This window comes from Neptunomonas sp. (genome assembly GCF_041601355.1).
GTDB lineage: Bacteria > Pseudomonadota > Gammaproteobacteria > Pseudomonadales > Balneatricaceae > Neptunomonas.
The window spans coordinates 1-23,015 of record NZ_JBFIIH010000060.1 but is presented as its reverse complement, the minus strand read 5'-3'; the positions used below and the strand labels follow the sequence as shown (position 1 = coordinate 23,015).

The window sequence follows — 23,015 nt, the reverse complement described above, 5'->3', positions numbered from 1 at the left end:
GCTTTGTGTTTTATGATGGGATTGTTAGTATGAATCATGAGAGTTACCTTTTGTTTTGATTTAAGATTCGACACCTTTATCAAAACGGGTAACTCTCTCTTTTTCAAGAAGATGTGTCAGGTCTAGTCGGAACTAATACAGATTAGCAGTCGATAGGTTTTTTTATCGATTTATTTATTGGATCGGTAAATACACAAGGGGGCGGCATTAGATCAGGCCGCCCCTTGAAGAGTCGCAAAAAAAAAGCAGTATTACTTGCTTTTCTTAAGCTGTTTTTTCAGTTTTTTGACTTTCTTTTCCTGCTTTTCGATTTTAGCTTTGCGTGTTTTGATTTCGCTTTTAACTTCTTTTACCTTGGCTTTAACTTCTTTTGCTTTAGACATTTGAACTTCTCCGTTTAATTTCCATGAGTAATGCGTTGCTGACTAAACAGTTCTAGTTTTTAGACGCTTGTCCATGCTCTGCAATAAAACTACGTATAAACCGGCGTAACTCTCGAGCTGCACTTGTATCAAGTTCGTCACATAATGATACAAAATCATTACGCTCATCTTCATTGATACGAATCACAAGCTGGCTGTTTTTTGGTTTCTTTTTTGTACCCATTCACGAGGACCTCAAAGCAGGTAATGTGAGAAAAATACAGCAGAAAAGCCCGCTTGTATGCTTATTAAAAGTACATCATATGTATATACGTTGTAATGCATAATCTAGTTTTACCGGAGCGAAGTCAACAATGTTATAAATAATTCATATGGCATTGTCTTCGGTAAGGAAAGATAGAAGAAAGAGTTCTTTGATAAGCTCTTGTTCATTTTTTCCAGAATCAGAGAAGTCTGCAGGGCAAAGAAAGCCGCTGGCTATCATCTCTTCTACTTGATCGCCATTCCATTGTATGACGGGTATTTTGCGAGCTTTATGGATGACTTTGATATAGGGATCAGATCGTTCCAGCCATGCATTTATTTGATAGGTCATGAATTATCCTCCGTGTGATATAAACGAAGAATAGGGGAGTTATCTCAAAATGTAAATAATAATCATTATCATTCGTGTTTGTATCGATTGAAAGATGATATCAACCTCGTCACTATTTGCTTTTAATAGGTGTAATCCTTGCAGCCATCCATACCAAAATTAATACAGGTATTCCGAGTAGTGTAGTGCCGGTAAAGAACCAGGTGTAATCGAAACTATCTACCACTCCCCCCGAGAAACCACCTAAAAATTTGGGAAACAGCAGCATGACTGAGCTGAATAGCGCATATTGTGTGGCTGAATACTGAATGTTGGTCAGGCTTGAAAGGTAGGCAACAAAAGCAGCAGTCGCTATACCACCGCTGAGATTATCTAATGAGATAACCACGGTCAGCATCAGTGTGTCGTGGCCTAACGTTGCTAACCAGGCAAACAAGAGGTTAGTGCCCGCGGCCAGCAGAGCGCCGATGAACAGAATTTTCATGACGCCAAAGCGGTTGACTAAAATGCCACCCAGACCCGCACCGATGATGGTCATCACAACACCATAGATCTTAATAATCTGTGCTACTTCCTGTTTGGTAAACCCCATATCGACGTAGAATACGTTGGCAATAATCCCAAGAATGACATCTGAAATACGGTAAGTGCCAATCAAGGCCAAAATAATAAGCGCCTGTTTCCCATAACGATGAATAAAGTCTGCAAAAGGACAAATAACAGCGATGTAACTCCACCCTAACAAGCGGGATAACCAGGAGGGCAGGTGAGCCAGTTGCTCAGCTTTTGTGGTGATTTTTTGTTGTTGTTGAAGCGTTTCCTGATCCATTTCAACGGCCGGAGGCTCGGCAATCACCAGAGTGGTAATCAGGCCCGTTCCCATAAGCGCAGCCATACAAAGATAAGCAACTTGCCATGAGTGTTTCGAGTAGAGGGCAGGGTCTACATCGATCCAGGCGGCCAGAGCAAGAGCCCCTGCGCCCGCCACAATCATCGCTAAGCGGTAACCTGCCATATAGGTAGCAGCCATGGCCGCTTGAAGCCTCTCTCCTGCTGATTCAATACGATATGCGTCAATGACAATATCTTGTGTCGCAGAGCTGAATGCCACAGCGATGGCCAATAGTGCCATATAGTTCAGGTTTAACAGTGGGTCTGAAAAAGCTAAGCCGCTAAGACTGGTGATGAGTAAGCATTGAGAGAGGAATAACCAGCTTCTGCGTCGGCCAAGCCAGCGGGAAAGGAAAGGGAGGGAGAGGCGGTCAATCAGCGGGGCCCAGAGCCATTTAAGGCCATAGGCAAGGCCTACCCAAGAGAAATAAGTAATAACACTGCGTTCGACCCCCGCCTCACGCAGCCAGAAAGATAGCGTGCCAAATACCAGTAATATAGGCAGACCGGAGGAAAAGCCAAGAAACAAAAGAGCAATAGCGCGTGGATGAAGATAAATTCTTAGCGAGCCAAGCCAGGTATCGGGTAGTGAATCAACTGATGACATGGAGAAAACCTTCGATATCGATGCGCGCTATTGTGTCCGGCTTGGGGGGAGATGTAAACGCCATGAAAAAAGCCGACACGAAGTCGGCTATTTTTCAAAGGTGACTGGCATCAGATGCGCAGCGCACCATCTACTTCGATGCAGCGACCGTTAATATAGTCATTTTGGAAAATGAAAGTAACCGTTTTTGCGATCTCTTCTGGTGTACCCAGGCGCTTAGCAGGGATACCTGCAGCAATTTTTTCCAACGCTTCTGGTTTCATGCTCAGTACCATTTCTGTACCGATATAACCTGGAGCGATAGACGCTGCACGCACGCCGTAACGCGCTAGTTCTTTAGCCCAAGTAACCGCCATTGCCTGTGCACCTGCTTTTGTTGCAGTGTAGTTGGTCTGGCCCATGTTACCTGAACGAGAAACAGAAGAGATGTTAATAATGCATCCCTGAGAACCTGTTTCGATCATTTTAACAGCCGCTTCACGACCGCATAGGAAAGTACCGGTCAGGTTTACGTCCATAACCAGATTCCACTGATCCAAAGACATTTTCTTAACGACTTTACCGTCTTTTACTTTAATGAACAGGCCATCACGCGTGATACCTGCATTGTTGACCAATCCGTGCAGTGTGCCGAAATCTGCTACGACGTCATTGAAAAGCTTTTCAACGCTTGCTTCGTCAGCAACGTTAGCGATGTATCCGCGAGCTTCAACGCCTTTTTCCATGCAAAGACCAACAGTAACATCCAAGTCTTCTGCGTTCAGGTCAGCCAGTGCTAATTTGGCACCCTGTCCTGCTAGTTCCAAAGCCATTGATCGACCTAGTCCGCGGCCACCACCGGTAATAACGATAACTTTATCTTTCAATTCCATCGTAGAGTCCCCTGTTCTATGTGTGCTACTTTATCTTCATCTTTATTTTAATGAGTTATTGTGCGCTGCGGAATATTGCAGTGCAACAAAAATAGAGTGTAGTTGAATAAATGTCCATCAATAATTTATATTATACGGGTATATACTTATACACGAAAAATAGTTTCTGTCTATAAGTATCATATAACTCATTGATTTTTATTGTTTTTAAATGAGTGTAGTTAATTAGGATGTGTACAAAGGTCGTTAATTAGACTATGGTCTGACCCTTGAAGTTTTTTCAATCATCTGATTTGATTAACTAAATAATTCAGGTTTTCACTATGCCATTTCTTTTTCTGCTTTTTATCCTGATACCTATCATCGAAATTACAGTTCTTATCAATGTCGGACAAGCGATAGGCACTTGGTATACGGTTGGTCTTGTCTTGTTATCTGCTTTTATCGGCATCAATATGCTGAGGTATCAGGGTTTATCTACGCTTGCCCGGGCGCAGCAGCGGCTTAGTGCCGGAGAGATGCCAGCGCAAGAAATGGTGGAAGGCTTAGTGCTGGCTGTGGGTGGTGCGTTATTAATAACTCCCGGTTTCGTAACAGATTTCATAGGTTTTTGTTGTTTGATCCCATTTACCCGACAAGCGTTTGTTAAAGGCTTGATGAAACGCTTTAAAGTGATTTCGATGTCTAAACAACAAACATTTGAGCAAACAGATACATTTGATGAGTCTGAATTTGGCCATCATTCCTCTTTCAAAGATCCTTCCAAGCCCCCCAGACAGGGCGATATCATCGATGGTGAATTTCGTCGTGATGATTAATCTGTAAATATCCCATAAAAATATTCCTGGCGGGTGTTGAAATGCACCCGTGTGCCCCCACTTATGATATCAACCGGTAACCAGATGGTTACGGTCTTCGACTTATCAATAGCTTTATCGCATTTTGATTAAACCATCAGGAGAGAAATTAGATGAAAATTCGTCCGCTTCACGATCGTGTAGTAGTTCGTCGCAGTGAAGAAGAAAAAACAACAGCCGGTGGTATCTTGCTACCAGGTTCTGCTGCTGAAAAACCGAATGAAGGTGAAGTCGTAGCTGTTGGCCAGGGTCGTGTACTTAAAAATGGTGAAGTACAGCCTTTATCCGTCAAAGTGGGTGACAAGATCCTATTTGGACAGTATGCAGGTTCCAACATCGTTAAGATCGACGGTGAAGAGCTGCTGATCATGAACGAAAGCGAAATTTACGGTGTTCTGGAAAGTTAATTCAGGCACTTTTACTGCTTTCGATAAAACATTACTAATAATATTAAGTAACAGGATTTAGAAACAATGGCTGCTAAAGACGTACGTTTTGGTAATGATGCTCGCCAGCGCATGCTGGAAGGTGTCAACATTCTGGCTAACGCTGTAAAAACTACATTGGGCCCTAAAGGTCGCAACGTTATTTTAGATAAAGCATTCGGCGCACCTACTGTCACTAAAGATGGTGTATCTGTAGCGAAAGAGATCGAACTGGAAGATAAGTTCGAGAACATGGGCGCACAGATGGTTAAAGAAGTGGCTTCACAGGCTAACGATGTAGCTGGTGACGGTACAACTACAGCGACCGTTCTTGCTCAGGCAATCGTTTGTGAAGGCTTAAAATCAGTTGCAGCGGGTATGAACCCAATGGATCTGAAACGCGGTATCGATAAAGCCTCTGCTGCTGTTGTTGCAGAGATTAAAAAGATGGCTGTTCCGTGTACAGATTCTAAAGCGATTGCTCAGGTGGGTACTATCTCTGCAAACTCTGATGAAGTTGTCGGTCAGCTAATTGCTGAAGCAATGGAAAAAGTCGGCAAAGAAGGTGTTATTACCGTTGAAGAAGGCTCTGGGCTGGAAAACGAGCTGACAGTTGTTGAAGGTATGCAGTTTGACCGTGGTTACCTGTCTCCTTACTTTATCAACAATCAGGAAAGCATGACGGTTGAATTAGAACAGCCGTACATTCTTTTAGTAGATAAGAAAATTTCAAGCATCCGTGATTTGCTTCCAACACTGGAGCAGGTTGCTAAATCTTCCCGTCCGCTGCTGATCATTTCTGAAGATGTTGAAGGCGAAGCGTTGGCAACTCTGGTTGTAAACAACATGCGCGGTATCGTTAAAGTGGCTGCTGTTAAAGCACCTGGCTTTGGTGATCGTCGTAAAGCCATGCTGGAAGATATCGCTGTATTGTCGGGTGGTACTGTTATTTCTGAAGAAGTGGGTCTGAGCCTGGAGACAGCGACTCTGGAACATTTGGGTCAGGCTAAGCGTGTTACTGTGACTAAAGAAAACACTATCCTGGTCGATGGTGCCGGTAATACTGATGCTATCGAAGCTCGTGTTAACCAGATCCGTGCTCAGCTTGAAGATACTTCTTCAGATTACGATCGTGAAAAACTGCAGGAACGTGTCGCTAAATTGGCTGGCGGTGTTGCTGTCATTAAAGTTGGCGCGGCGACTGAAGTTGAAATGAAAGAGAAGAAAGCACGTGTAGAAGATGCATTGAATGCAACGCGTGCAGCTGTAGAAGAAGGCGTGGTTCCTGGCGGTGGTGTTGCTCTGATCCGTGCTTTGCAGGCTGTTGAAGGTATGGAAGGTGATAACCACGACCAGACAATCGGTATTCAGTTAGCTTGTCGTGCAATGGAAGCTCCACTGCGCCAGATCGTTAACAATGCTGGCGGTGAAGGTTCGGTTGTTGTTGCAAAAGTACGTGAAGGTCAAGGTTCTTTCGGTTACAACGCTGGTAACGACACTTACGGCGATATGTTGGAAATGGGTATCCTTGATCCGGCTAAAGTAACACGTTCTGCTTTGCAGGCAGCGTCTTCTGTTGCAGGTCTGATGATCACAACTGAAGCGATGATTGCTGATAAGCCTCAGGAAGCCGGTGCAGGTGGTATGCCTGATATGGGCGGCATGGGTGGAATGGGCGGCATGGGCGGAATGATGTAATTCATTTAGCGCATCGCTTTTAATAAAAACCCGACCTTTGGTCGGGTTTTTTGTTTTTAACTACCTGATAATTAAAACAAAAAATAGATCATTTAGATTCTCTATAGGCTTACTCGTAATCTCGATTGGTATCTGAGCAGCGTTGCGGTAGTCTGGTTTCAGTCCACATGACTGAAAATACCCCTAACATAATAATCAAAAAGGGATACTTAGATGAAAAAGACCGCTTTGCTATTCGCAGGTGCAGCACTTGCGTTGAATATAGCCAGTGCACAGGCTGCCACGTTAAAAATGGCTTATGATGCCGACCCTGTTTCTCTTGATCCATATGAGCAGCTTTCCGGCGGTACATTGCAGCTATCTCATATGACCTATGACCCACTGGTACGCTGGGATAGGAATCTGGGCTTTGAACCACGCTTAGCTGAAAAATGGGAGCGCATTGACGATAACACGATGCGTTTTCACTTACGCAAAGGCGTAAAATTCCACAGTGGTAATGAACTCTCTACAAAAGATATCGCTTTTACTTTTAAGCGCTTGCAGGAATCGCCGGATTTTAAAGGGGTATTCGCACCGTTTAAGGCATTGAATGTCATCGATGATTACACCTTCGATATGGTCACGGCTGAGCCGTTTCCGCTGATTCTGAATAACATGACTTACCTGTTTCCGATGGATAGTGTCTTTTTTAGCGGAGATGATGCTAATGGTAAGCCTAAAGATATGTTGGTTAAGCACGGCGATTCATTTGCCTCGAGTAATCTTTCAGGTACCGGGCCTTTCACCGTTTCGTATCGTGAGCAGGGTGTTCGGGTTGAGTTTGCCCGAAACGCTGATTACTGGGATAAAAACTCTCCCGGTAATGTGGATAAAATTGTATTTACGCCGATCAAAGAAGCACCGACCCGTGTAGCGGCACTTCTGGCCGGTGATGTCGACTTTATCGCACCTGTTCCTCCGACGGATCATGACCGGATTAAAGGCAGCGATAAGGTTGAGTTAGTAACGATGGGGGGGACGCGCGTCATCACCTTCCAGATGAATCAGGAACGGGTTGAAGCATTTAAAGATGTGCGGGTTCGTCAGGCGGTTAATTATGCGATTAACCAGGAAGGTATCGTCAAGAAAATCATGAAAGGCTTTGCAACACCGGCGGCTCAGTTTTCTCCAGCCGGCTACCTTGGGCATAACGCATCGTTAACGCCACGCTACGATCTGAAAAAAGCAAAAGCTTTGATGAAAGAAGCGGGTTATGAAAAAGGCTTTACCGTCACCATGATGGCACCTAATAACCGTTATGTGAATGATGATAAAATTGCTCAGGCAGTTGTTTCTATGCTGTCAAAAATTAATATCAAAGTTGATCTTAAAACCATGCCTAAAGCTCAATACTGGCCTGCGTTTGATGAGCGTGCTGCCGATATGATGATGATAGGCTGGCATTCTGATACCGAAGATACCAATAACTTCTTCGAATTCTTATCAGCATGCGCCAATAAAGAGACAGGTACCGGGCAGTATAACAGCGGTAACTATTGTAACCCTGAAGTGGACGCTATGATGGTTGAAGCGAACACAGTGACTGACGTTGAAAAGCGTACAGCTATCATGCAGGCGATGGAAAAAGCGGTATACGATGATGCAGGCTTTGTACCTTTGCACTGGCAGAACCTGAGCTGGGGCGCACGTAAAGGTGTAGATATTGCTCCGGTTGTTAATGTTATGGACTTTCCTTACCTTGGTGACCTGGTCATTAAAGAGTAAGCGTCATCTTGAGTAATGCCTGAGTGGCTCTTATGAGTCGCTCAGGTATTGCGCCTGGCCTTTGTGGAGTCATTCCACAAAAAAATAAAAAGCATACAATATCTGGCTGTGTGAACCACACTGCCAAATCCTAAGGCTGATAATCATGATTGCGTTCTTTATTAAACGGTTTTTTCAAGCGGTTGTTGTGATGTTTGTCATCAGCCTTATTAGTTTTTCTATCCAGGATAATCTGGGTGATCCGTTAAGAGAACTGGTAGGGCAGGCAGTATCGGAAGATGAACGACAGGCGATGCGGGATGAGATGGGATTAAATGATCCATTTCTGGTGCAGTATGTGCGTTTTGCTAAAAAAGCAGTGCAGGGCGACCTTGGTAACTCCTACTTTTTCAAAAAACCTGCTTTTGAAGTGATCATGAACAAACTACCAGCGACATTGGAACTGGTATTTGGTGCCACTATTATTATCGTTCTTTTTTCAGTCCCCATCGGTGTGTACTCCGCTATTCATCCAGAGAAATGGTTTTCAAAAACAGTGATGGGTTTGAGTATTGTCGGGATATCTATTCCTGTATTTTTGACGGCGATTGGGTTGATCTACCTGTTTGCAATAGAGCTTAACTGGCTTCCTTCCTTTGGGCGTGGAGAGACGACCCATGTTATGGGTTTCTGGGAAACAGGAATGTTATCTGCGGATGGCTTAAGACACCTGATATTACCCAGTTTCACCTTAGCTTCTATCATGCTGCCGTTATTTATCCGTCTTATCCGTGCTGAAATGATGGAGGTTTTGCAGTCTGAATATGTGAAATTTGCCTGGGCCAAAGGGATTTCTCCGCGACGTATCTATTTTGTTCATGCACTGAAGAACACCATGTTGCCGGTCATCACTGTGGGCGGTGTGCAGATAGGCACTATGGTGGCTTATACCATTCTTACCGAAACTGTTTTTCAGTGGCCGGGTATGGGGTTTCTGTTTCTTGAGGCGGTGAATCGCGTCGATACACCATTAATTGTTGCTTATCTGATCGTTGTGGGTGCGATCTTCGTTGTCACCAACACTTTGGTTGATCTTATCTATGGTCTGGTTAATCCGACAATCAATCTGGCAGGTAAAAAATAATGGCCGAATCTATTCAAAAAATGGAGCAGCAACCGACAGCCTTTCAGCGCTTTAAAGCGTCTCACTTCTGGCATAGCTTTAGCGTAGATCGGGTTGCACAACTGAGTTTTATAGTTTTTTTAATTTATGCGTTATTGGCCATTTTTGCGTCAGTCATCGCACCTTTCGATCCTTATGATGCGTCTCAAATTGATATTATGAATTCTGAGATTCCGCCTAGCTGGGAAGAGGGCGGGGAGGAAGGTTTTCTTTTAGGAACCGATGCGCAAGGGCGCGATATGCTGTCGACGATTCTTTATGGCACTCGGGTGTCTTTGATGATCGGGCTGTGTGCGGTGGCTTTGCAGGCGCTGCTGGGCATTGTTATCGGGCTAACGGCCGGATATATCGGTGGGCGTGTCGATAGCTTTTTGATGCGGATAGCCGATATTCAATTGTCTTTTTCTACGCTAATGGTCGCTATTATTGTGTTGGCGGTGTTTCAGGCGACCTTTGGTACTGAGCTGTATCAGCAGTTGGCGATGATCATGTTGATTCTGGTTATTGGTATTGCCGAGTGGCCGCAGTATGCCAGGACAATTCGCGCATCCGTGTTGGCAGAAAAAAAGAAAGAGTATGTCGATGCGGCACGCGTCATGGGATTTGGCCGGTTAAGAATTATGTTTCGGCATATTCTGCCTAATACGCTATCGCCGATTTTAGTTATTTCTACGGTGCAGATTGCCAATGCCATTATATCGGAAGCATCGCTGTCCTTTTTAGGATTGGGAATGCCTGTTTCGCAGCCGTCATTAGGGTCGCTGATCTCCAGTGGTTTTGAATATATTTTTTCTGGCGCTTGGTGGATTACTGTTATTCCAGGTGTTGTGTTAGTCGTATTGGTACTGGTGATGAACTTACTGGGTGACTGGATGCGCGATGTACTTAACCCAAAACTGTATAAGGGGTAACGCATGCCTTTGTTAGAAGTTAATAACCTGGAAGTGTGTTTTGGCCTTAGAAGCGGCGCGGTTAAAGCACTTCGTGATGTTAGTTTCACACTCGAGAGAGGTGAGCGTTTAGGTGTGGTGGGTGAGTCAGGTGCGGGCAAGTCTGTGCTTGGGTTCTCAATTATAAACCTGTTGTCACGCCCCGGGCATATCTCAGCAGGTAATGTAAATTTTGAAGGAAACGATCTGGCGAGTCTGGCACCGGAAGAACTGAGGTCTATTCGTGGTAATCGTATCTCGATGATTTTTCAGGATCCGATGATGACGCTCAATCCGGTGTTGACGATTGGTGAGCAGATGGTGGAGTGCCTGAAAGCGCACCGTAAGATATCCACTGCTGACGCTAAAAGTATCGCCTTGAAGAGGTTGCAGCAGGTGCAGATTCCTTCACCGGAGAAGCGTTTGGAGCAATATCCGCATGAGCTATCCGGTGGTATGCGTCAACGTATTGTTATTGCAATTGGCTTACTGCTTGATCCCGATATTATTATTGCGGATGAGCCAACCACAGCACTGGATGTCACCATTCAGGCCGAAATCATGGATCTGATGCTTAATCTTTGTGAACAGAATAATGTGGCGCTGATCCTGATTACTCATGATTTGGGTGTGGTTTCACAGATGACGCAGCGGATGTTGGTGATGTATGCCGGTCGCATTATTGAGCAGGGGCCTACCAAGGAAATTATCAATGATGCACAGCACCCTTATACACAAGGACTGATGAATGCATTGCCGCAAATGGCAATACCCGGACAAAAACTGAATCAGATTAAAGGCACTATGCCGCCGCTGCAGCGCATACCGGCGGGATGTTCATTCAACCCACGTTGTGAGTATGTGATGGATATCTGTACTAAGAAACTGCCGCCGTTTACTCAGTCGGGCAACTGTCAGGTTGCTTGTCATATGGTCGCTGACTCTCAACATGGGTCTCAACAAGAAAAACTGCGCAGTGAAGAGGTGTGATGATGGCAGAGCAGAATAAATCACTGGTACAGATTCGGGATCTGTATAAACGTTTTTCTATCTCAGGTGATCTGCTTGATCAGTTGCAGTTCAAGGGTGGAAAACTGACGCGTCATCAAGAGTATGTGCATGCGATCAATGGCGTATCACTGGATGTGATGCCAGGTGAGGCGCTGTGTGTGGTGGGTGAGTCAGGTTGTGGTAAATCAACCGTTGCCAGAACGGTAATGGGGTTGTTAACGCCCACTGCGGGCCAGGTTTCCTATCGCGGTGCGCGGATTGATAATCTGAGTGATAAGCAGATGCTGCCGTATCGTAAAAAGATGCAGATGATTTTTCAGAACCCTTATGCGTCATTGAATCCGCGAATGACAATCATGGAAACGCTGCGTGAGCCGATTCGTTTTCATAATCCGGCGATGAAGCCGGGTGAAATTCGCGACAAAATTGCAGAAGTGATGCTCGCTGTTGGCGTTGATCCCAGTTGGGGAGAGCGTTTTTCACACGAGTTCTCGGGAGGTCAGCGACAGCGTATCAGTATTGCCCGGGCGTTGGCTGTTGATCCGGAGTTTATTGTCGCGGATGAGCCCATCTCGGCGTTGGATGTATCCATTCAGGCGCAAGTGCTTAACTTGATGATGGATGCTCAGAAAGACCGAAACCTGACCTATCTGTTTATCACGCATGATCTTGCTGTGGTGGAACACTTCGGAACCCGTGTTGCTGTGATGTATCTGGGGACTCTATGTGAGTTGGCTCCGACTAAACAGTTGTTTTCCAGTCCACGCCATCCTTATACTCAGGCACTGATGTCGGCTATTCCCCGTTTAGAGGATGACAGACCTGATTACATTAAGCTAACGGGTGAAGTGCCGACGCCTGTTAATCTGCCTTCTGGCTGTGTCTTCCATGGCCGTTGTCCACATGTTAATGAGCGTTGTAAACGAGAAATTCCGGCGCTGACTCTGTTACAGGATGGTACTCAGGTCGCGTGCCATGGTGTAGAAGAGAACCGCTTATAACGGTGAGTACTCATGTAGAGTCGGTTGATTTAGCATTTATTGATTTAGCTTGGTGAGGTGTTACATGCTTAAGGTCAGCAGTCAGTTTGATGCCGGTAATATTGAGGTGATTGATAATTCCTCGCCGCAAGACATTCAGTTGCAGATTCGTAAAGATCATAACTCAGACTTCTATCAATGGTTTTATTTTCGTGTCCAGGGTGGCGCGGGTGAAACGCTGCGACTGCGCTTGCTTAATGCAGCAGAGGCCGCATATCCAGATGGTTGGGATAACTATCAAGCCGTCGCTTCTTATGACCGTCAAGAGTGGTTTCGGGTGCCGACCCGGTATAACAATGGTGAGTTGATTATCGAACACACGCCAGAACAAGGCAGCATTTATTACGCCTATTTTGCTCCCTATAGCTTTGAACAGCACCTTGATATGGTTGCCGCCGCTCAACAGTCTGAGCTATGTGACGTGATGGATATTGGAACCACATTGGATGGCAGAGATATAAATTTACTGCGTATTGCCTCTGATGAATCTGAAGTTAGCAAACGACTGAATATATGGGTAACCGCACGCCAGCATCCGGGAGAAACCATGGCTGAATGGTTTGTTGAGGGGATGATAGAGCGGCTGCTCGATGAAGAAGATGCACTGGCAGGCGACCTGTTAAAGCAATGTACGTTCTGGGTAGTGCCTAACATGAACCCGGATGGTTCGGTACGTGGTCATCTGAGAACCAATGCAGTGGGTGTGAACCTGAATCGGGAGTGGCAAACGCCGTCACTGGAAAAAAGCCCTGAAGTTTTCTGTGTGCGCGAACAAATGATGGCGCATGGTGTGGATCTGTTTCTTGATATACATGGTGATGAAGCGTTACCGTGTAATTTTATAGCCGGGCAAGCGGGCGCACCGGATGTGTCTGCTAAGACGTTGGCTGAAGAAGCGCAGTTTAAGCACGATCTGCGACGGGTGAATCCCGACTTTCAGTTGGAACGAGGTTATGAGCCTGGTAAGTTCGGGCCGGAAACACTGACGATTGCTTCGTTTTGGGTGGGTGATCACTTTCATTGCCCGGCTATGACGTTAGAGATGCCGTTTAAGGATCATGATGAGCGTCCAGATCCGGTTTATGGCTGGTCAGCAGAGCGTTCCCGAAAGCTCGGTGCATCTATGCTCAACCCCATTAAAGAGTGGCTGGCCAGGCGTTAATGCTGAGTTTCATAGCAGCTTTATTTAGGTTAGACAGTTTGGAGCTTTGGGTATATGGAGCTTTGCGACTATGGCGCTCCGGGAATACGGGGCTTTGAGAGTATGAGGCTTAGATATTATGGGGCCTAGCCGTTACGGAGTTCGCCAAGTATGGAGTTAAGGTGGTTAGATGACTTTATCGCTTTGGCGTGTACACGTCATTTTTCCAGAGCAGCTGAAGAGCGAAATGTAACTCAGCCTACCTTGAGCCGTCGCATCAAGCTGCTTGAGGATGAAATGGGTGTCACGCTGATAGACAGAAATACACTGCCTTTGAGCCTGACGCCTGCCGGAGAGATATTTTTAAACGGTGCCGAGAATATGTCGCGAATAGCTCGTGATACTAAATCTCAATGCCGTGAAATTCGCAAGCAGGTCGATAGTCGTTTGCGATTTGCCACCACTCAGACGTTGTATCTGCTATTTTACCGCAACTGGCTTATGCCAGCTTCTGAGCGACACGGTTTTCCTATTGATCTTAATCTGAACTCGACCTCCTGGGCCGCCAGTGATTTTGTGTCTGCTTTGACGCAGGGGCAATGTGATCTGGTGTTGTGCTATTGGCATCCACTGATTAACTTCATTCAGGGATTTGATGACCCCGGGTTTGAATATCTTGTGGTGTGCGATGATGAGTTAGTGCCAGTGACGGCATTAGCGGAAGATAATCAGCCACTCTTTCGACTGCCGGGTACGCCGCGCAACCCATTGCCTTATATCAGTTACCATAACAGTTCGTTTCTTCGCCCGCTGATAGATCATTCACTACAACAAACCGCAGAAACACCGCATCTGGTTACCATTAATGAAAATATGTTATCCGTCAGCGTTAAAGCGATGATCAAAGAAAGCTTTGGCGTAGGCTGGTTACCTAAACGTCTGATCAATGAAAGTCTTACTTATAACAGGCTTGCACTGGCGGGCGATGCGCAATGGAATATCCCACTTCAGATCCGCTTATATCGTTTGAAAGACAGCCATCGCGCTACATTAGATCCTTTTTGGGAGAAGATGCGCGCAGAGCTGCAAACGGATGGCCTTATAGAGACGAAAAGTTAATCATGAAAGCACTGTTTACTGATCATCTGGCTGCACTGATGCAGCGAACGGAAAGCGCGCTTGAGAATGAGCAGTTTGATGCATTGCTAATCCACTCAGGTAGCACAAAGAATTATTTCTTAGATGATTATGCGCCGGTATTTAAGCCGAACCCGCATTTTGTGCAGTGGATGCCTTTTCTGACCGAGCACCCCGAGTGTTGGCTGATTATCAAGCCGGGCATAAAGCCATGCTTATTTCTCTATTCGCCGGATGATTTCTGGCATATAACCGCTGCAAAACCCACCGATTTCTGGAGTGAGTTATTTGATATACAAGTGTTCACCGATATTGAAACGCAATTAAAACAGATGCCATTGGCTGGGAATGTCGCTTTAATTGCAGCAGATGCTGTTGGGCTTGCGCAAGCTAACCTTCAGCACAACCCCGAACGACTTATGCATGCACTGCATTTTTTACGCGCAGAAAAAACGGCGTGGGAGCAACATTGTATTCGTCAAGCCAATCAGGGTGCGGTTAAAGGCCATCAGTTTACTCAAAACGGATTTCTGGCAGGAATGTCCGAGTATGAGCTGCATCAGGGCTACCTCAGTGCGATGGGGCATCTGGAAAAAGAGTTGCCGTATAGTAATATTATTGCGTTGAACGAGCATGCGGCTGTTTTGCATTATCAGCATAAAGATCGCAAAGCGCCAGAACAGCATCGCACACTGCTTGTGGATGGCGGTGCTGTTTATTATGGGTATGTGGCTGATATTACCCGCACGGTTAGTCAGGGAAGCCAGGATTTTCAGGCACTGCTTAGCGCTATGAATAACGTGCAGCAGTCTTTAGTGGATACGATTAAGCCAGGCGTTTCTTTTCTCAGTCTTCATGAGACGATGCATCAGCAGCTTTTTCGAATATTGGCTGATGCCGGTATTATTAAGCGAAGTCATCTGCTGGATCAAACACAGGCGTTATCGATTACCCGCACTTTTTATCCTCATGGGTTAGGGCACCTGTTGGGTATTCAGGTGCATGATATCGGTGGATGGCAGCAGGATAGTGAAGGTCGCTTGCTCAATCCGCCGCAGGATCATCCTTTTTTACGTCTGACCCGGACGCTGAAAGAAAATATGGTTGTTACCATTGAACCCGGGCTGTATTTCATTCCACAGTTATTGAGTCAGCTAAAAAGTACACCTTTGGCGGATTATATTGATTGGCCTTTGGTTGATTCATTAACGCCGTGGGGAGGTATTCGTATTGAAGATAACGTCTGCGTAACTGCCAATGGTGTTGAGAATTATACGCGGGATGCGTTTAATCATCTGAAATAGAATATATCTGATTGGCGGGACTTTTGTTGCTTGTTTAAAGCTGGTAATTTGTGACCAGTATTTTAACTAAGGCATAGTGTTCTGATGAGCCATGATAATAACGATCTGCATGTACCTAATCTGGGCCCTGCAGATCGTAGCCCGGCAACTTTAAAAGTCGATGTTTCTGAAAAAATAATCCACTCCGAACATTCAGCTTCGCATTCGGTCGCACAAACCGGAAATGGTGCTGGCTGGTTTACAACCTTAATCCTGGTGTTGCTGACGGCCGCGTGCAGCGGTTTAGGTTATCTGGGTTTTGGACTGCAGCAAACCATCATTGAGCAGCAGCAAACAGTCAGTAATGCTGCTGAGCGAATCAGTGAACTAGAGAGAATGCTGAATGTCGCCAGCGATAGCGCCGTACAAACAGGTCAGACACTGGAGCAGCGTTTGTTACAGGTTAATCAAGACGCCACGGCTAAATACACCCTCTACGACTCTGAAATTGCCAAGTTATGGGATGTTGCCAATAAGCGTAATAAGAACAGTATTGATGCGCTGAGCGCAGAACTAAAAGATCTGACTGAGCAGGTCAGTAAGTCTGATCAAACAACTAATGCAGCAAATAGTGCGCTGGTTAAAGGGCAGCAGGAGCAGACTAAACGGCTGGCTGCTCTTGAGCAGACAGTAGAACAGAAGGTTGAGCAAAAACTTGCACAGGTCGCGACGTTAGTCACTCAAGCTGCTGCGGTCGATAAGAAACTGACTGAGTTGATCAATGCCAACAGTCAGTTGTCTAAAGATCAGGCTGCCCTGAAAAACAGCGATACACAGAACTTAAAATCATTAAAGCAGAGTATATCTTCGCTGCAGACACAGATCGCTATTTTTGAAGAGACACTGGGAGAAAAGCAATCTAACCAGCAAGCCTCTCTGAACAAAATAGTGAGTCGTTTAAGTGCTGTGGAGCAGTCATCCCGAAGCGGCGGAGGGAATATTGAAGCACGTGTGAAAGCCAATGAGCAGGCTATCCGGGCTATTGATGGTACGCGTCGCCAGACGAATAGCGATATCCTCTTTCTCACCGATAAACTAAATGCGTTACAGCTGAAAGTTAACAGGCTGTAACAGGCATCGTACGGCAGGAGTAATGTATGTTGAAGGTATATGGCAGTGTGTTTTCGCGGGCTGGTATGGTCATGGTTACACTGGAAACGCTGGGGCTGGACTATGAGTTGATTAATATCGGTACACGCAGCGAGGCATCACAATCTGCCGATTACCGTCGAATCAACCCGACAGGTAAAGTACCTACCTTGCAGGATGGTGACTTCTTCCTTTTTGAAACCCAGGCGATTTTGTACTACCTGGTCAGAAAGTACGGCAAAGGCCGTTTATGGGCCCAGACACCGGAAGCGGAAGCGGATATTTTACGTTGGTCTTTGTATATCAGTAATCAGCTGGAAGTGCCGGCATTAGACTTGTTATTGCAATTTAAGTACTCGGGTGGCCAGCCAGATCAGCAGGTCATTGATAATGCGGCTACACAGTTGCAGCGTTTTTTACCTGCTCTTGAAGCCCAGCTGGAAGGTAAGGAGTATCTGGTGGGTGGTAAAACCATCGCTGATATCCATGGTGCTATGGTGTTAAGCTGGCCTAAGTTGGCAGGTTTTGACTACAGTCCTTACCCTAATGTTGATCAATGGATAAGCCGTATTCTGGCGTCCCCTGAAAATAAAAAAGTGGCAGCCGCTGCTAAGTAGTCAGTAACCTTATAAGTGAGTTGTTATTAAGGCACTGAAGAAGGTTGGGGCCAGATTGGAAAAAGGTTAGAAAAACGTGGGAAAGTATGCAAAGTACAGGTCTAAAAAATTTGCGCAATGCTAAACAGCAAGGCAAAATACCTGCTCTTATAATAGTTGAGGTTATAAACACGAACCGATGAGGATTCGAACGTTTTTCGCTTTACGCCTGCATGATTCAGTCGTAAGGCAGTTGGCAGATCATGCCGACAATTTGTGTGAATATGACCGCAAACTAGAAGTTGATTGGGTTGATTCAGATCACTATCATTTAACACTGTGTTTTTTGGGTGATACTGCTTTGGATCAGGTCGATCAACTCGAGCAACTGGCTAAGGAACAGTTGAAAGATGAGCTATCTTTTCAAGTGTGTCTGGAAAAGGTTAACTATTATGAAATCAGCCAGCGCCTGTCGTTAATCGCCGCGTTACCTGCAGAGAATGATGCATTACGTTCTTTGCAGAAAAGTGTAGCTAATATGGTAAAAACAGCGGGTATTAAAAGCACGCCTGCTGATTTTAAGCCGCATATTACGTTAGGAAAACTGCCGAACAAAAATAAACTGAAGCATCCCAAAAAGTGGCCTGAGCTGAATCTATACAGCCTTGCTGATTCTGTTGTACTTTTACAAAGTAAGCCGGGTGAGTATGGCTCTGTTTACACCCCCTTATTTGAAGTTGATCTGCAGGATCTCGCCTGAGCTTGAATCTACAGTCCGAATCTACAGTTTCAACCGACGCGCAAATCTAAACCTTGAGCAGAAATGAGTAATTGCTAAGTATGCGAAGCCCCGAATTATTGTCTCCTGCGGGAACACTGAAAAATATGAAATACGCATTTGCCTATGGTGCAGATGCTGTGTATGCCGGCCAACCCCGCTATAGTTTGAGGGTGCGCAATAACGACTTCACTATGGCTAATCTGGCGGAGGGGATCGAGTATGCTCACAGACGTAATAAAAAGTTCTTTTTAGCCAGTAACATTTTGCCGCACAACAGTAAGTTAAAAACCTATATTGATGACTTACGTCCGGTTATCGAAATGGGGCCTGATGCGATTATTATGTCAGATCCTGGTTTGATCATGCTGGTAAAAGAGCAGTTTCCACATATTCCTATCCACCTGTCTGTTCAGGCAAATACGATGAACTGGGCAGCAGTAAAGTTTTGGCATCAAGCGGGTATCGAACGTGTCATTTTATCTCGTGAGTTGTCACTGGATGAAGTGGCCGAGATACGTCAACGCTGTCCTGAAATGGAGATTGAAGTTTTTGTTCATGGCGCGTTGTGTATAGCCTACTCAGGACGTTGCCTGTTATCTGGTTATATCAACAAACGTGATCCAAATCAGGGCACCTGTACTAATACTTGCCGCTGGAAATATGATGCACATGAGGCAAAGCAGGATGACTCGGGCGATATAGTACATGTAAAAGTGCCTGTGCAGTCTTTTGATCCTGTAGAACAGGCAGTCGAGCCTGCATTAGGCGAAGGCGCGCCAACTAATAAGATCTTCCTGTTACAGGAAGAGACGCGTCCGGGTGAGTTCATGCCCGCGTTTGAAGATGAGCATGGTACCTATATCATGAACTCAAAAGATCTTCGCGCTATTCAGCATGTGCACAGGCTTGCAGAGATGGGTGTAGATTCGCTCAAAATTGAGGGTCGTACTAAATCTCACTATTACGCTGCACGTACCGCTCAGGCATACCGTAAAGCAATAGACGATGCGGTGGCGGGGAAGCCATTTGATATGGGGTTGATGGATGAGTTGGAGAATCTGGCCAGCCGCGGGTTCACTGAGGGCTTCTATCGCCGCCATGTTCACGATGAATATCAGAATTATGAAACCGGCCACTCGATTGGTGTTCATCAGCAATTTGTTGGCGAAGTTTCAGCCTATGACACTAACAGCGGTCTGATGACGGTGGAAATAAAAAACCACTTCAAAAAAGGCGATACGCTGGAATTGATGACACCCTCTGGTAATCGAAAATTCAAACTTGAGACTATGATTAACAAGCGTGGTGAAATGGTCGATGTAGCACCAGGCTCTGGTCATGTGATGCAAATACCCATCGATGTCGATGCTGATATGACGTATGCGTTATTAATGCGTGATCTGCCAAATGCGCCGGCTGCTGCGTAAACATAGCGAATAATTTCAGAGAACTACTATAGAGAACTAAAAAGGTGCTATTGAGCACCTTTTTTAACGACGTATGAAAAACATTAGTAAAGATAAATATAAATTCAGTCATGCGCTGCGTCCGTTTTCATTCGCGGTTGCACTGGTAGCATGTGGTGCTGGTGTATCCTTGGCGTGGGTCGAAGGATGGCGCAATCCTGCAAGTATTCTGCTGGTTTTTCTGGGTGGAGTACTGCTTCAGGCGGGGGTTAACCTGATTAATGACTACGCAGATCTGAGCGAAAAAAGTGCGTTAAAGCCTACACAGACAGATGCGATAAAACGTAATTTCCAGATAGGAATTGGCTGTTTTATTGTCGCTGCAGGTATTGGTATATGGTTTGTTTATCAGATTGGCTTTGCATTCTTTGTACTCTGCATTGGCGGCTTGGCCGGTGCCCTCGGCTACACCTTAAAACCGGTTAATTATAAAACCCGTGGATTAGGTGTCGTGTTGGTATTCTGGCTGATGGGCGTGTTGATGGTGTTGGGTAGCTATTTGGCGCTAACAGGGCACTGGAATACGAATGTGATTTGGTTCAGCATCCCGGTGAGCTTATTAGTCTCTTTATTGTTATTGAGTAATGAGTTGCGTGATTATGAAGCGGATAAGCGCGCCACTATACAGACACTGGTGGTACGTCTTGGCTATCAGAAGGGCATTCTGATCTATAAAGCGCTGGTAGCAGCGGTAGGCTTGAGCGTGATGTTTCTGGCGTGGCGGTTTAATCAACCCTGGTTGTTATCAGGGTTATTGTCCTTTGTTTTTTTACCACGCTTGATAGACTTGCTGCAGGCTGATGCTTCAGAGCGAGGGCCCTTGACGTCGGGAAGTGGTCAAATGCTGATGGTTTTTGGCGTTCTTTATAACCTGTCACTGCTGTTTGGTTTCTCTTCCTGAAATCGGTTTTACGAGCGAGAGGGGCTTATCAGCATTTGTGCGCTGGTTCTGGCAATAGCCTCCAGATCGTCACGGTTGACGTAGATCCCGTCATTAAATAATCGACAAAGCCCGTGCAATGCGGCCCAACTGGCTTGTGCTATGCGTAATGCGGGCTCACTACTGTCAAACAATCCCTGTTGTTGTAACTGCTCGATCCACTCTACCCATATCCTGAAGCTGTTTTTTGAGACTGACTTCAGTGACTCGGTAGGCGCGCCTGTTTTCCATATCTCCCGGCCAAACATCAAATCATAAGTTTCTGGGTGCTCGTTCGCAAAGCGGATATAGGCGAGCACATAATGCTCAAACATAGCCGCCGCAGTGAGCTGAGGGTGCTCGCCCGGTATTTGCTTAACAGCCAGATCCTGTAAGAAAAATCCCTGTTCAGCGATGGCGCACAATAATGCGTTCTTATCTTTAAAGTGGTGATAGGGCGCGGTTCTGGAAACCCCGACCTGATCGGCCAGTTTGCGCATCGACAGTGATTCGACGCCCCCCTGACGAATAATGTCGGTCGCTTTATCTAATAATGTCAGGCGCAGATCGCCGTGGTGGTAAGGTTTTTTGTCTTTTATCATGAGCGGAATTTATCAAGCTATCTTGACAGTGTCAAAATAGAATATTATCTTGACGCTGTCCAGATAATAAAAATATGGAATACGCACTAAAACAGGAAACTCTGATGAGCTACCAGACCCTTGATTTAACGGTAACTGATGCGGTTGCACACCTGCAACTCAACAGGCCGGATGCATACAATTCAATGAACCAGACCTTTTGGCAGGAATTTCCCGAAGCGGTGCGTGCAGTGGATAATGCAGCACAGGCGAGGGTGTTGGTGATCTCCTCTGGCGGCAAGCATTTCAGTGCGGGTATGGATCTGGAAATTTTTACTCAGCCAGATCCGCAGATGTTCAATGGTGAAGCAGGACGTCGTGCTGAAGCGATGCGTCGTTTGGTTCAGCAGTTACAAGCCTGTTTTTCGGTATTAGAAGAGATACGAATACCCGTGGTTACGGCCATTCAGGGTGGTTGTATTGGTGGCGCGCTTGATCTGGTGTGTGCCAGTGATATGCGCTATTGCACCTCAGATGCTTTTTTTACCGTCAAGGAAACTGAGTTGGGCATGACTGCCGACTTAGGAACCTTGCAGCGCTTACCAGGGTTAATTGCACCAGGTCTGGCGCGTGAGCTGGCCTATACGGGTCGCAAGATGTTGGCGCAGGAGGCGTTAACCAGTGGCTTTATCAATCAGATTTATGCGGACCAGCAACAGATGTTGGATGGCGTGATGCAGATTGCCGCACAAATTGCCGGGAGATCTCCTTTAGCCGTTACTGGTTGTAAGCAGATGATCAATTATGCCCGTGACCACAATACTGCCGATAGCCTCAGTTATATGGCAACCAGGCAGGCGGCGATGTTTCAGCCGGCGGATATGCTGCAGACTTTCACCGCAAAAATGTCAGGTAAAAAGCCTGAGTTTGAAGCATTAAGGCCTATAAAGCCTGCATTCACAGACTAAATAGTCAGAAGCAAGCAGTAAAGAAAAGCGGTAAAAAGAAGCAGTCAGGTTATAAACAGAATAAAAAGACAGAACAGGAAGAGAGAACCAATATGAGCCATACACAATATCCGAATTTACTTAAACCATTGGATCTTGGATTCACCACCTTAAAAAACCGTGTCTTAATGGGTTCGATGCATCTGGGGCTGGAAGAGGCGCCGAACGGATTTGAACGTATGGCCGCATTTTATGCCGAGCGTGCCAGAGCTGGCGTTGCCATGATTGTGACCGGTGGGATCGGGCCAAACTCCGAAGGGGCGGTGCACGCCGGCGCTGCCCTGATGAATAAACCAGAGGATGTTGCGCATCATCGAATTGTCACTGATGCGGTACACGCACAAGACAGTAAAATCTGTATGCAGATCCTGCATACCGGCCGTTATGCCTACAACCCTAAGCTGGTGGCTCCGTCCGCTGTGCAAGCCCCTATCAACCCGTTCCCGCCACATCCGCTGACGCAAGATGAAATCGAACAGCAGATTCAGGATTTTGTGAATTGTGCCTTGTTGGCTAAAGAAGCCGGATACGATGGTGTCGAAATTATGGGGTCAGAAGGCTATCTGTTAAACCAGTTCATAGTCACGCATACCAATAAACGTGATGATGAGTGGGGCGGTAAATATGAGCAGCGTATTCGTTTTCCGCTAGAAGTCGTGCGTCGTGTGCGTGAGGCCGTGGGGACACACTTTATCATTATCTACCGTTTATCTATGCT

At 45.9% G+C, this 23,015-nt stretch carries 23 protein-coding genes and 1 pseudogene; 18 read left to right on the top strand and 6 right to left on the bottom strand.

Annotated elements, in window-relative coordinates:
* Positions 1–251 precede the first annotated feature (251 nt).
* The 5 genes from ABY436_RS11025 to ABY436_RS11005 form a co-directional block, all read right to left on the bottom strand.
* Positions 252–383, bottom strand: coding sequence for a hypothetical protein (locus ABY436_RS11025; protein ID WP_372739026.1), 132 nt, complete (start codon positions 381–383; stop codon positions 252–254).
* A gap of 52 nt (positions 384–435) precedes the next feature.
* Positions 436–606 carry a hypothetical protein gene (locus ABY436_RS11020; RefSeq protein ID WP_177201090.1) on the bottom strand — a complete coding sequence of 57 codons (171 nt, stop codon included), beginning with the start codon at positions 604–606 and terminating at the stop codon, positions 436–438.
* A 144-nt stretch (positions 607–750) separates the two neighbouring features.
* A complete protein-coding gene (locus tag ABY436_RS11015) occupies positions 751–978 on the bottom strand; it encodes a hypothetical protein (RefSeq protein ID WP_372739025.1) in 228 nt (75 codons plus the stop codon).
* Positions 979–1,090: 112 nt separating this feature from the next.
* Positions 1,091–2,476: an MFS transporter gene (locus ABY436_RS11010; RefSeq protein WP_372739024.1), complete on the bottom strand. Its 1,386-nt coding sequence runs from the start codon at positions 2,474–2,476 to the stop codon at positions 1,091–1,093.
* Positions 2,477–2,586: 110 nt separating this feature from the next.
* Positions 2,587–3,348, bottom strand: a complete 762-nt coding sequence (locus tag ABY436_RS11005; protein WP_372739023.1) for an SDR family oxidoreductase — start codon at positions 3,346–3,348, stop codon at positions 2,587–2,589.
* Between the two features lie 323 nt (positions 3,349–3,671).
* Between ABY436_RS11005 and ABY436_RS11000 the strand changes: the two genes are divergently transcribed.
* The 16 genes from ABY436_RS11000 (at position 3,672) to ABY436_RS10925 (ending at position 20,691) form a co-directional block, all read left to right on the top strand.
* Positions 3,672–4,166, top strand: coding sequence for an FxsA family protein (locus ABY436_RS11000; RefSeq protein WP_372739022.1), 495 nt, complete (start codon positions 3,672–3,674; stop codon positions 4,164–4,166).
* A gap of 152 nt (positions 4,167–4,318) precedes the next feature.
* Positions 4,319–4,612: a co-chaperone GroES gene (locus tag ABY436_RS10995; protein WP_372739021.1), complete on the top strand. Its 294-nt coding sequence runs from the start codon at positions 4,319–4,321 to the stop codon at positions 4,610–4,612.
* Between the two features lie 66 nt (positions 4,613–4,678).
* Entirely contained in the window at positions 4,679–6,328 is a 1,650-nt protein-coding gene (groL, locus tag ABY436_RS10990; RefSeq protein ID WP_372739020.1) for a chaperonin GroEL, read from the top strand.
* A gap of 213 nt (positions 6,329–6,541) precedes the next feature.
* A complete protein-coding gene (locus ABY436_RS10985; protein ID WP_372739019.1) occupies positions 6,542–8,095 on the top strand; it encodes an ABC transporter substrate-binding protein in 1,554 nt (517 codons plus the stop codon).
* Positions 8,096–8,240: 145 nt separating this feature from the next.
* Positions 8,241–9,218: an ABC transporter permease gene (locus ABY436_RS10980; RefSeq protein ID WP_372739018.1), complete on the top strand. Its 978-nt coding sequence runs from the start codon at positions 8,241–8,243 to the stop codon at positions 9,216–9,218.
* A gap of 20 nt (positions 9,219–9,238) precedes the next feature.
* A complete protein-coding gene (locus tag ABY436_RS10975; protein WP_372739027.1) occupies positions 9,239–10,168 on the top strand; it encodes an ABC transporter permease in 930 nt (309 codons plus the stop codon).
* Between the two features lie 3 nt (positions 10,169–10,171).
* Positions 10,172–11,176, top strand: a complete 1,005-nt coding sequence (locus ABY436_RS10970) for an ABC transporter ATP-binding protein (RefSeq protein ID WP_372739017.1) — start codon at positions 10,172–10,174, stop codon at positions 11,174–11,176.
* Positions 11,176–12,198: an ABC transporter ATP-binding protein gene (locus tag ABY436_RS10965; protein ID WP_372739016.1), complete on the top strand. Its 1,023-nt coding sequence runs from the start codon at positions 11,176–11,178 to the stop codon at positions 12,196–12,198. Before ABY436_RS10970 ends, ABY436_RS10965 begins: the two co-directional genes overlap by 1 nt.
* Positions 12,199–12,262: 64 nt before the next feature.
* Positions 12,263–13,399 (top strand): M14-type cytosolic carboxypeptidase, encoded by a 1,137-nt coding sequence (locus ABY436_RS10960; RefSeq protein WP_372739015.1) that lies wholly within the window; start codon positions 12,263–12,265, stop codon positions 13,397–13,399.
* Between the two features lie 150 nt (positions 13,400–13,549).
* Positions 13,550–14,497 (top strand): LysR family transcriptional regulator, encoded by a 948-nt coding sequence (locus ABY436_RS10955; RefSeq protein WP_372739014.1) that lies wholly within the window; start codon positions 13,550–13,552, stop codon positions 14,495–14,497.
* Positions 14,498–14,499: 2 nt separating this feature from the next.
* Positions 14,500–15,819, top strand: coding sequence for a Xaa-Pro dipeptidase (pepQ, locus tag ABY436_RS10950; protein WP_372739013.1), 1,320 nt, complete (start codon positions 14,500–14,502; stop codon positions 15,817–15,819).
* A gap of 84 nt (positions 15,820–15,903) precedes the next feature.
* Positions 15,904–16,929 carry a hypothetical protein gene (locus ABY436_RS10945; protein WP_372739012.1) on the top strand — a complete coding sequence of 342 codons (1,026 nt, stop codon included), beginning with the start codon at positions 15,904–15,906 and terminating at the stop codon, positions 16,927–16,929.
* Positions 16,930–16,955: 26 nt separating this feature from the next.
* A complete protein-coding gene (locus ABY436_RS10940) occupies positions 16,956–17,564 on the top strand; it encodes a glutathione S-transferase family protein (RefSeq protein ID WP_372739011.1) in 609 nt (202 codons plus the stop codon).
* Positions 17,565–17,742: 178 nt separating this feature from the next.
* Positions 17,743–18,303, top strand: coding sequence for an RNA 2',3'-cyclic phosphodiesterase (thpR, locus tag ABY436_RS10935; RefSeq protein WP_372739010.1), 561 nt, complete (start codon positions 17,743–17,745; stop codon positions 18,301–18,303).
* Between the two features lie 80 nt (positions 18,304–18,383).
* Positions 18,384–19,751, top strand: coding sequence for a tRNA 5-hydroxyuridine modification protein YegQ (gene yegQ, locus ABY436_RS10930; protein ID WP_372739009.1), 1,368 nt, complete (start codon positions 18,384–18,386; stop codon positions 19,749–19,751).
* A gap of 73 nt (positions 19,752–19,824) precedes the next feature.
* A complete protein-coding gene (locus tag ABY436_RS10925) occupies positions 19,825–20,691 on the top strand; it encodes a prenyltransferase (RefSeq protein WP_372739008.1) in 867 nt (288 codons plus the stop codon).
* A gap of 8 nt (positions 20,692–20,699) precedes the next feature.
* Here ABY436_RS10925 and ABY436_RS10920 read toward each other — a convergent pair whose 3' ends face one another.
* On the bottom strand, positions 20,700–21,311 hold the full coding sequence (locus tag ABY436_RS10920) for a TetR/AcrR family transcriptional regulator (protein ID WP_372739007.1): 612 nt from the start codon (positions 21,309–21,311) through the stop codon (positions 20,700–20,702).
* 104 nt (positions 21,312–21,415) lie between these two features.
* Between ABY436_RS10920 and ABY436_RS10915 the strand changes: the two genes are divergently transcribed.
* Both ABY436_RS10915 and fadH read left to right on the top strand, forming a co-directional pair.
* Positions 21,416–22,258: a crotonase/enoyl-CoA hydratase family protein gene (locus ABY436_RS10915; RefSeq protein WP_372739006.1), complete on the top strand. Its 843-nt coding sequence runs from the start codon at positions 21,416–21,418 to the stop codon at positions 22,256–22,258.
* 92 nt (positions 22,259–22,350) lie between these two features.
* Positions 22,351–23,015: pseudogene (fadH, locus tag ABY436_RS10910) on the top strand (NADPH-dependent 2,4-dienoyl-CoA reductase); the annotation flags it as partial.

Coding starts and splice junctions, on each gene's coding strand:
- ABY436_RS10945 (WP_372739012.1), top strand. CDS start 15,904: ATGAGCCATGATAATAACGATCTGCATGTACCTAATCTGGGCCCTGCA.
- ABY436_RS10995 (WP_372739021.1), top strand. CDS start 4,319: ATGAAAATTCGTCCGCTTCACGATCGTGTAGTAGTTCGTCGCAGTGAA.
- pepQ (WP_372739013.1), top strand. CDS start 14,500: ATGAAAGCACTGTTTACTGATCATCTGGCTGCACTGATGCAGCGAACG.
- ABY436_RS10920 (WP_372739007.1), bottom strand. CDS start 21,311: ATGATAAAAGACAAAAAACCTTACCACCACGGCGATCTGCGCCTGACA.
- ABY436_RS11010 (WP_372739024.1), bottom strand. CDS start 2,476: ATGTCATCAGTTGATTCACTACCCGATACCTGGCTTGGCTCGCTAAGA.
- ABY436_RS10980 (WP_372739018.1), top strand. CDS start 8,241: ATGATTGCGTTCTTTATTAAACGGTTTTTTCAAGCGGTTGTTGTGATG.
- ABY436_RS10960 (WP_372739015.1), top strand. CDS start 12,263: ATGCTTAAGGTCAGCAGTCAGTTTGATGCCGGTAATATTGAGGTGATT.
- ABY436_RS10940 (WP_372739011.1), top strand. CDS start 16,956: ATGTTGAAGGTATATGGCAGTGTGTTTTCGCGGGCTGGTATGGTCATG.
- ABY436_RS10965 (WP_372739016.1), top strand. CDS start 11,176: ATGATGGCAGAGCAGAATAAATCACTGGTACAGATTCGGGATCTGTAT.
- ABY436_RS11025 (WP_372739026.1), bottom strand. CDS start 383: ATGTCTAAAGCAAAAGAAGTTAAAGCCAAGGTAAAAGAAGTTAAAAGC.
- ABY436_RS11020 (WP_177201090.1), bottom strand. CDS start 606: ATGGGTACAAAAAAGAAACCAAAAAACAGCCAGCTTGTGATTCGTATC.
- yegQ (WP_372739009.1), top strand. CDS start 18,384: ATGCGAAGCCCCGAATTATTGTCTCCTGCGGGAACACTGAAAAATATG.
- groL (WP_372739020.1), top strand. CDS start 4,679: ATGGCTGCTAAAGACGTACGTTTTGGTAATGATGCTCGCCAGCGCATG.
- ABY436_RS10955 (WP_372739014.1), top strand. CDS start 13,550: ATGGAGTTAAGGTGGTTAGATGACTTTATCGCTTTGGCGTGTACACGT.
- ABY436_RS10925 (WP_372739008.1), top strand. CDS start 19,825: ATGAAAAACATTAGTAAAGATAAATATAAATTCAGTCATGCGCTGCGT.
- ABY436_RS11000 (WP_372739022.1), top strand. CDS start 3,672: ATGCCATTTCTTTTTCTGCTTTTTATCCTGATACCTATCATCGAAATT.
- ABY436_RS10970 (WP_372739017.1), top strand. CDS start 10,172: ATGCCTTTGTTAGAAGTTAATAACCTGGAAGTGTGTTTTGGCCTTAGA.
- ABY436_RS10915 (WP_372739006.1), top strand. CDS start 21,416: ATGAGCTACCAGACCCTTGATTTAACGGTAACTGATGCGGTTGCACAC.
- ABY436_RS10975 (WP_372739027.1), top strand. CDS start 9,239: ATGGAGCAGCAACCGACAGCCTTTCAGCGCTTTAAAGCGTCTCACTTC.
- ABY436_RS10985 (WP_372739019.1), top strand. CDS start 6,542: ATGAAAAAGACCGCTTTGCTATTCGCAGGTGCAGCACTTGCGTTGAAT.
- ABY436_RS11005 (WP_372739023.1), bottom strand. CDS start 3,348: ATGGAATTGAAAGATAAAGTTATCGTTATTACCGGTGGTGGCCGCGGA.
- ABY436_RS11015 (WP_372739025.1), bottom strand. CDS start 978: ATGACCTATCAAATAAATGCATGGCTGGAACGATCTGATCCCTATATC.
- thpR (WP_372739010.1), top strand. CDS start 17,743: ATGAGGATTCGAACGTTTTTCGCTTTACGCCTGCATGATTCAGTCGTA.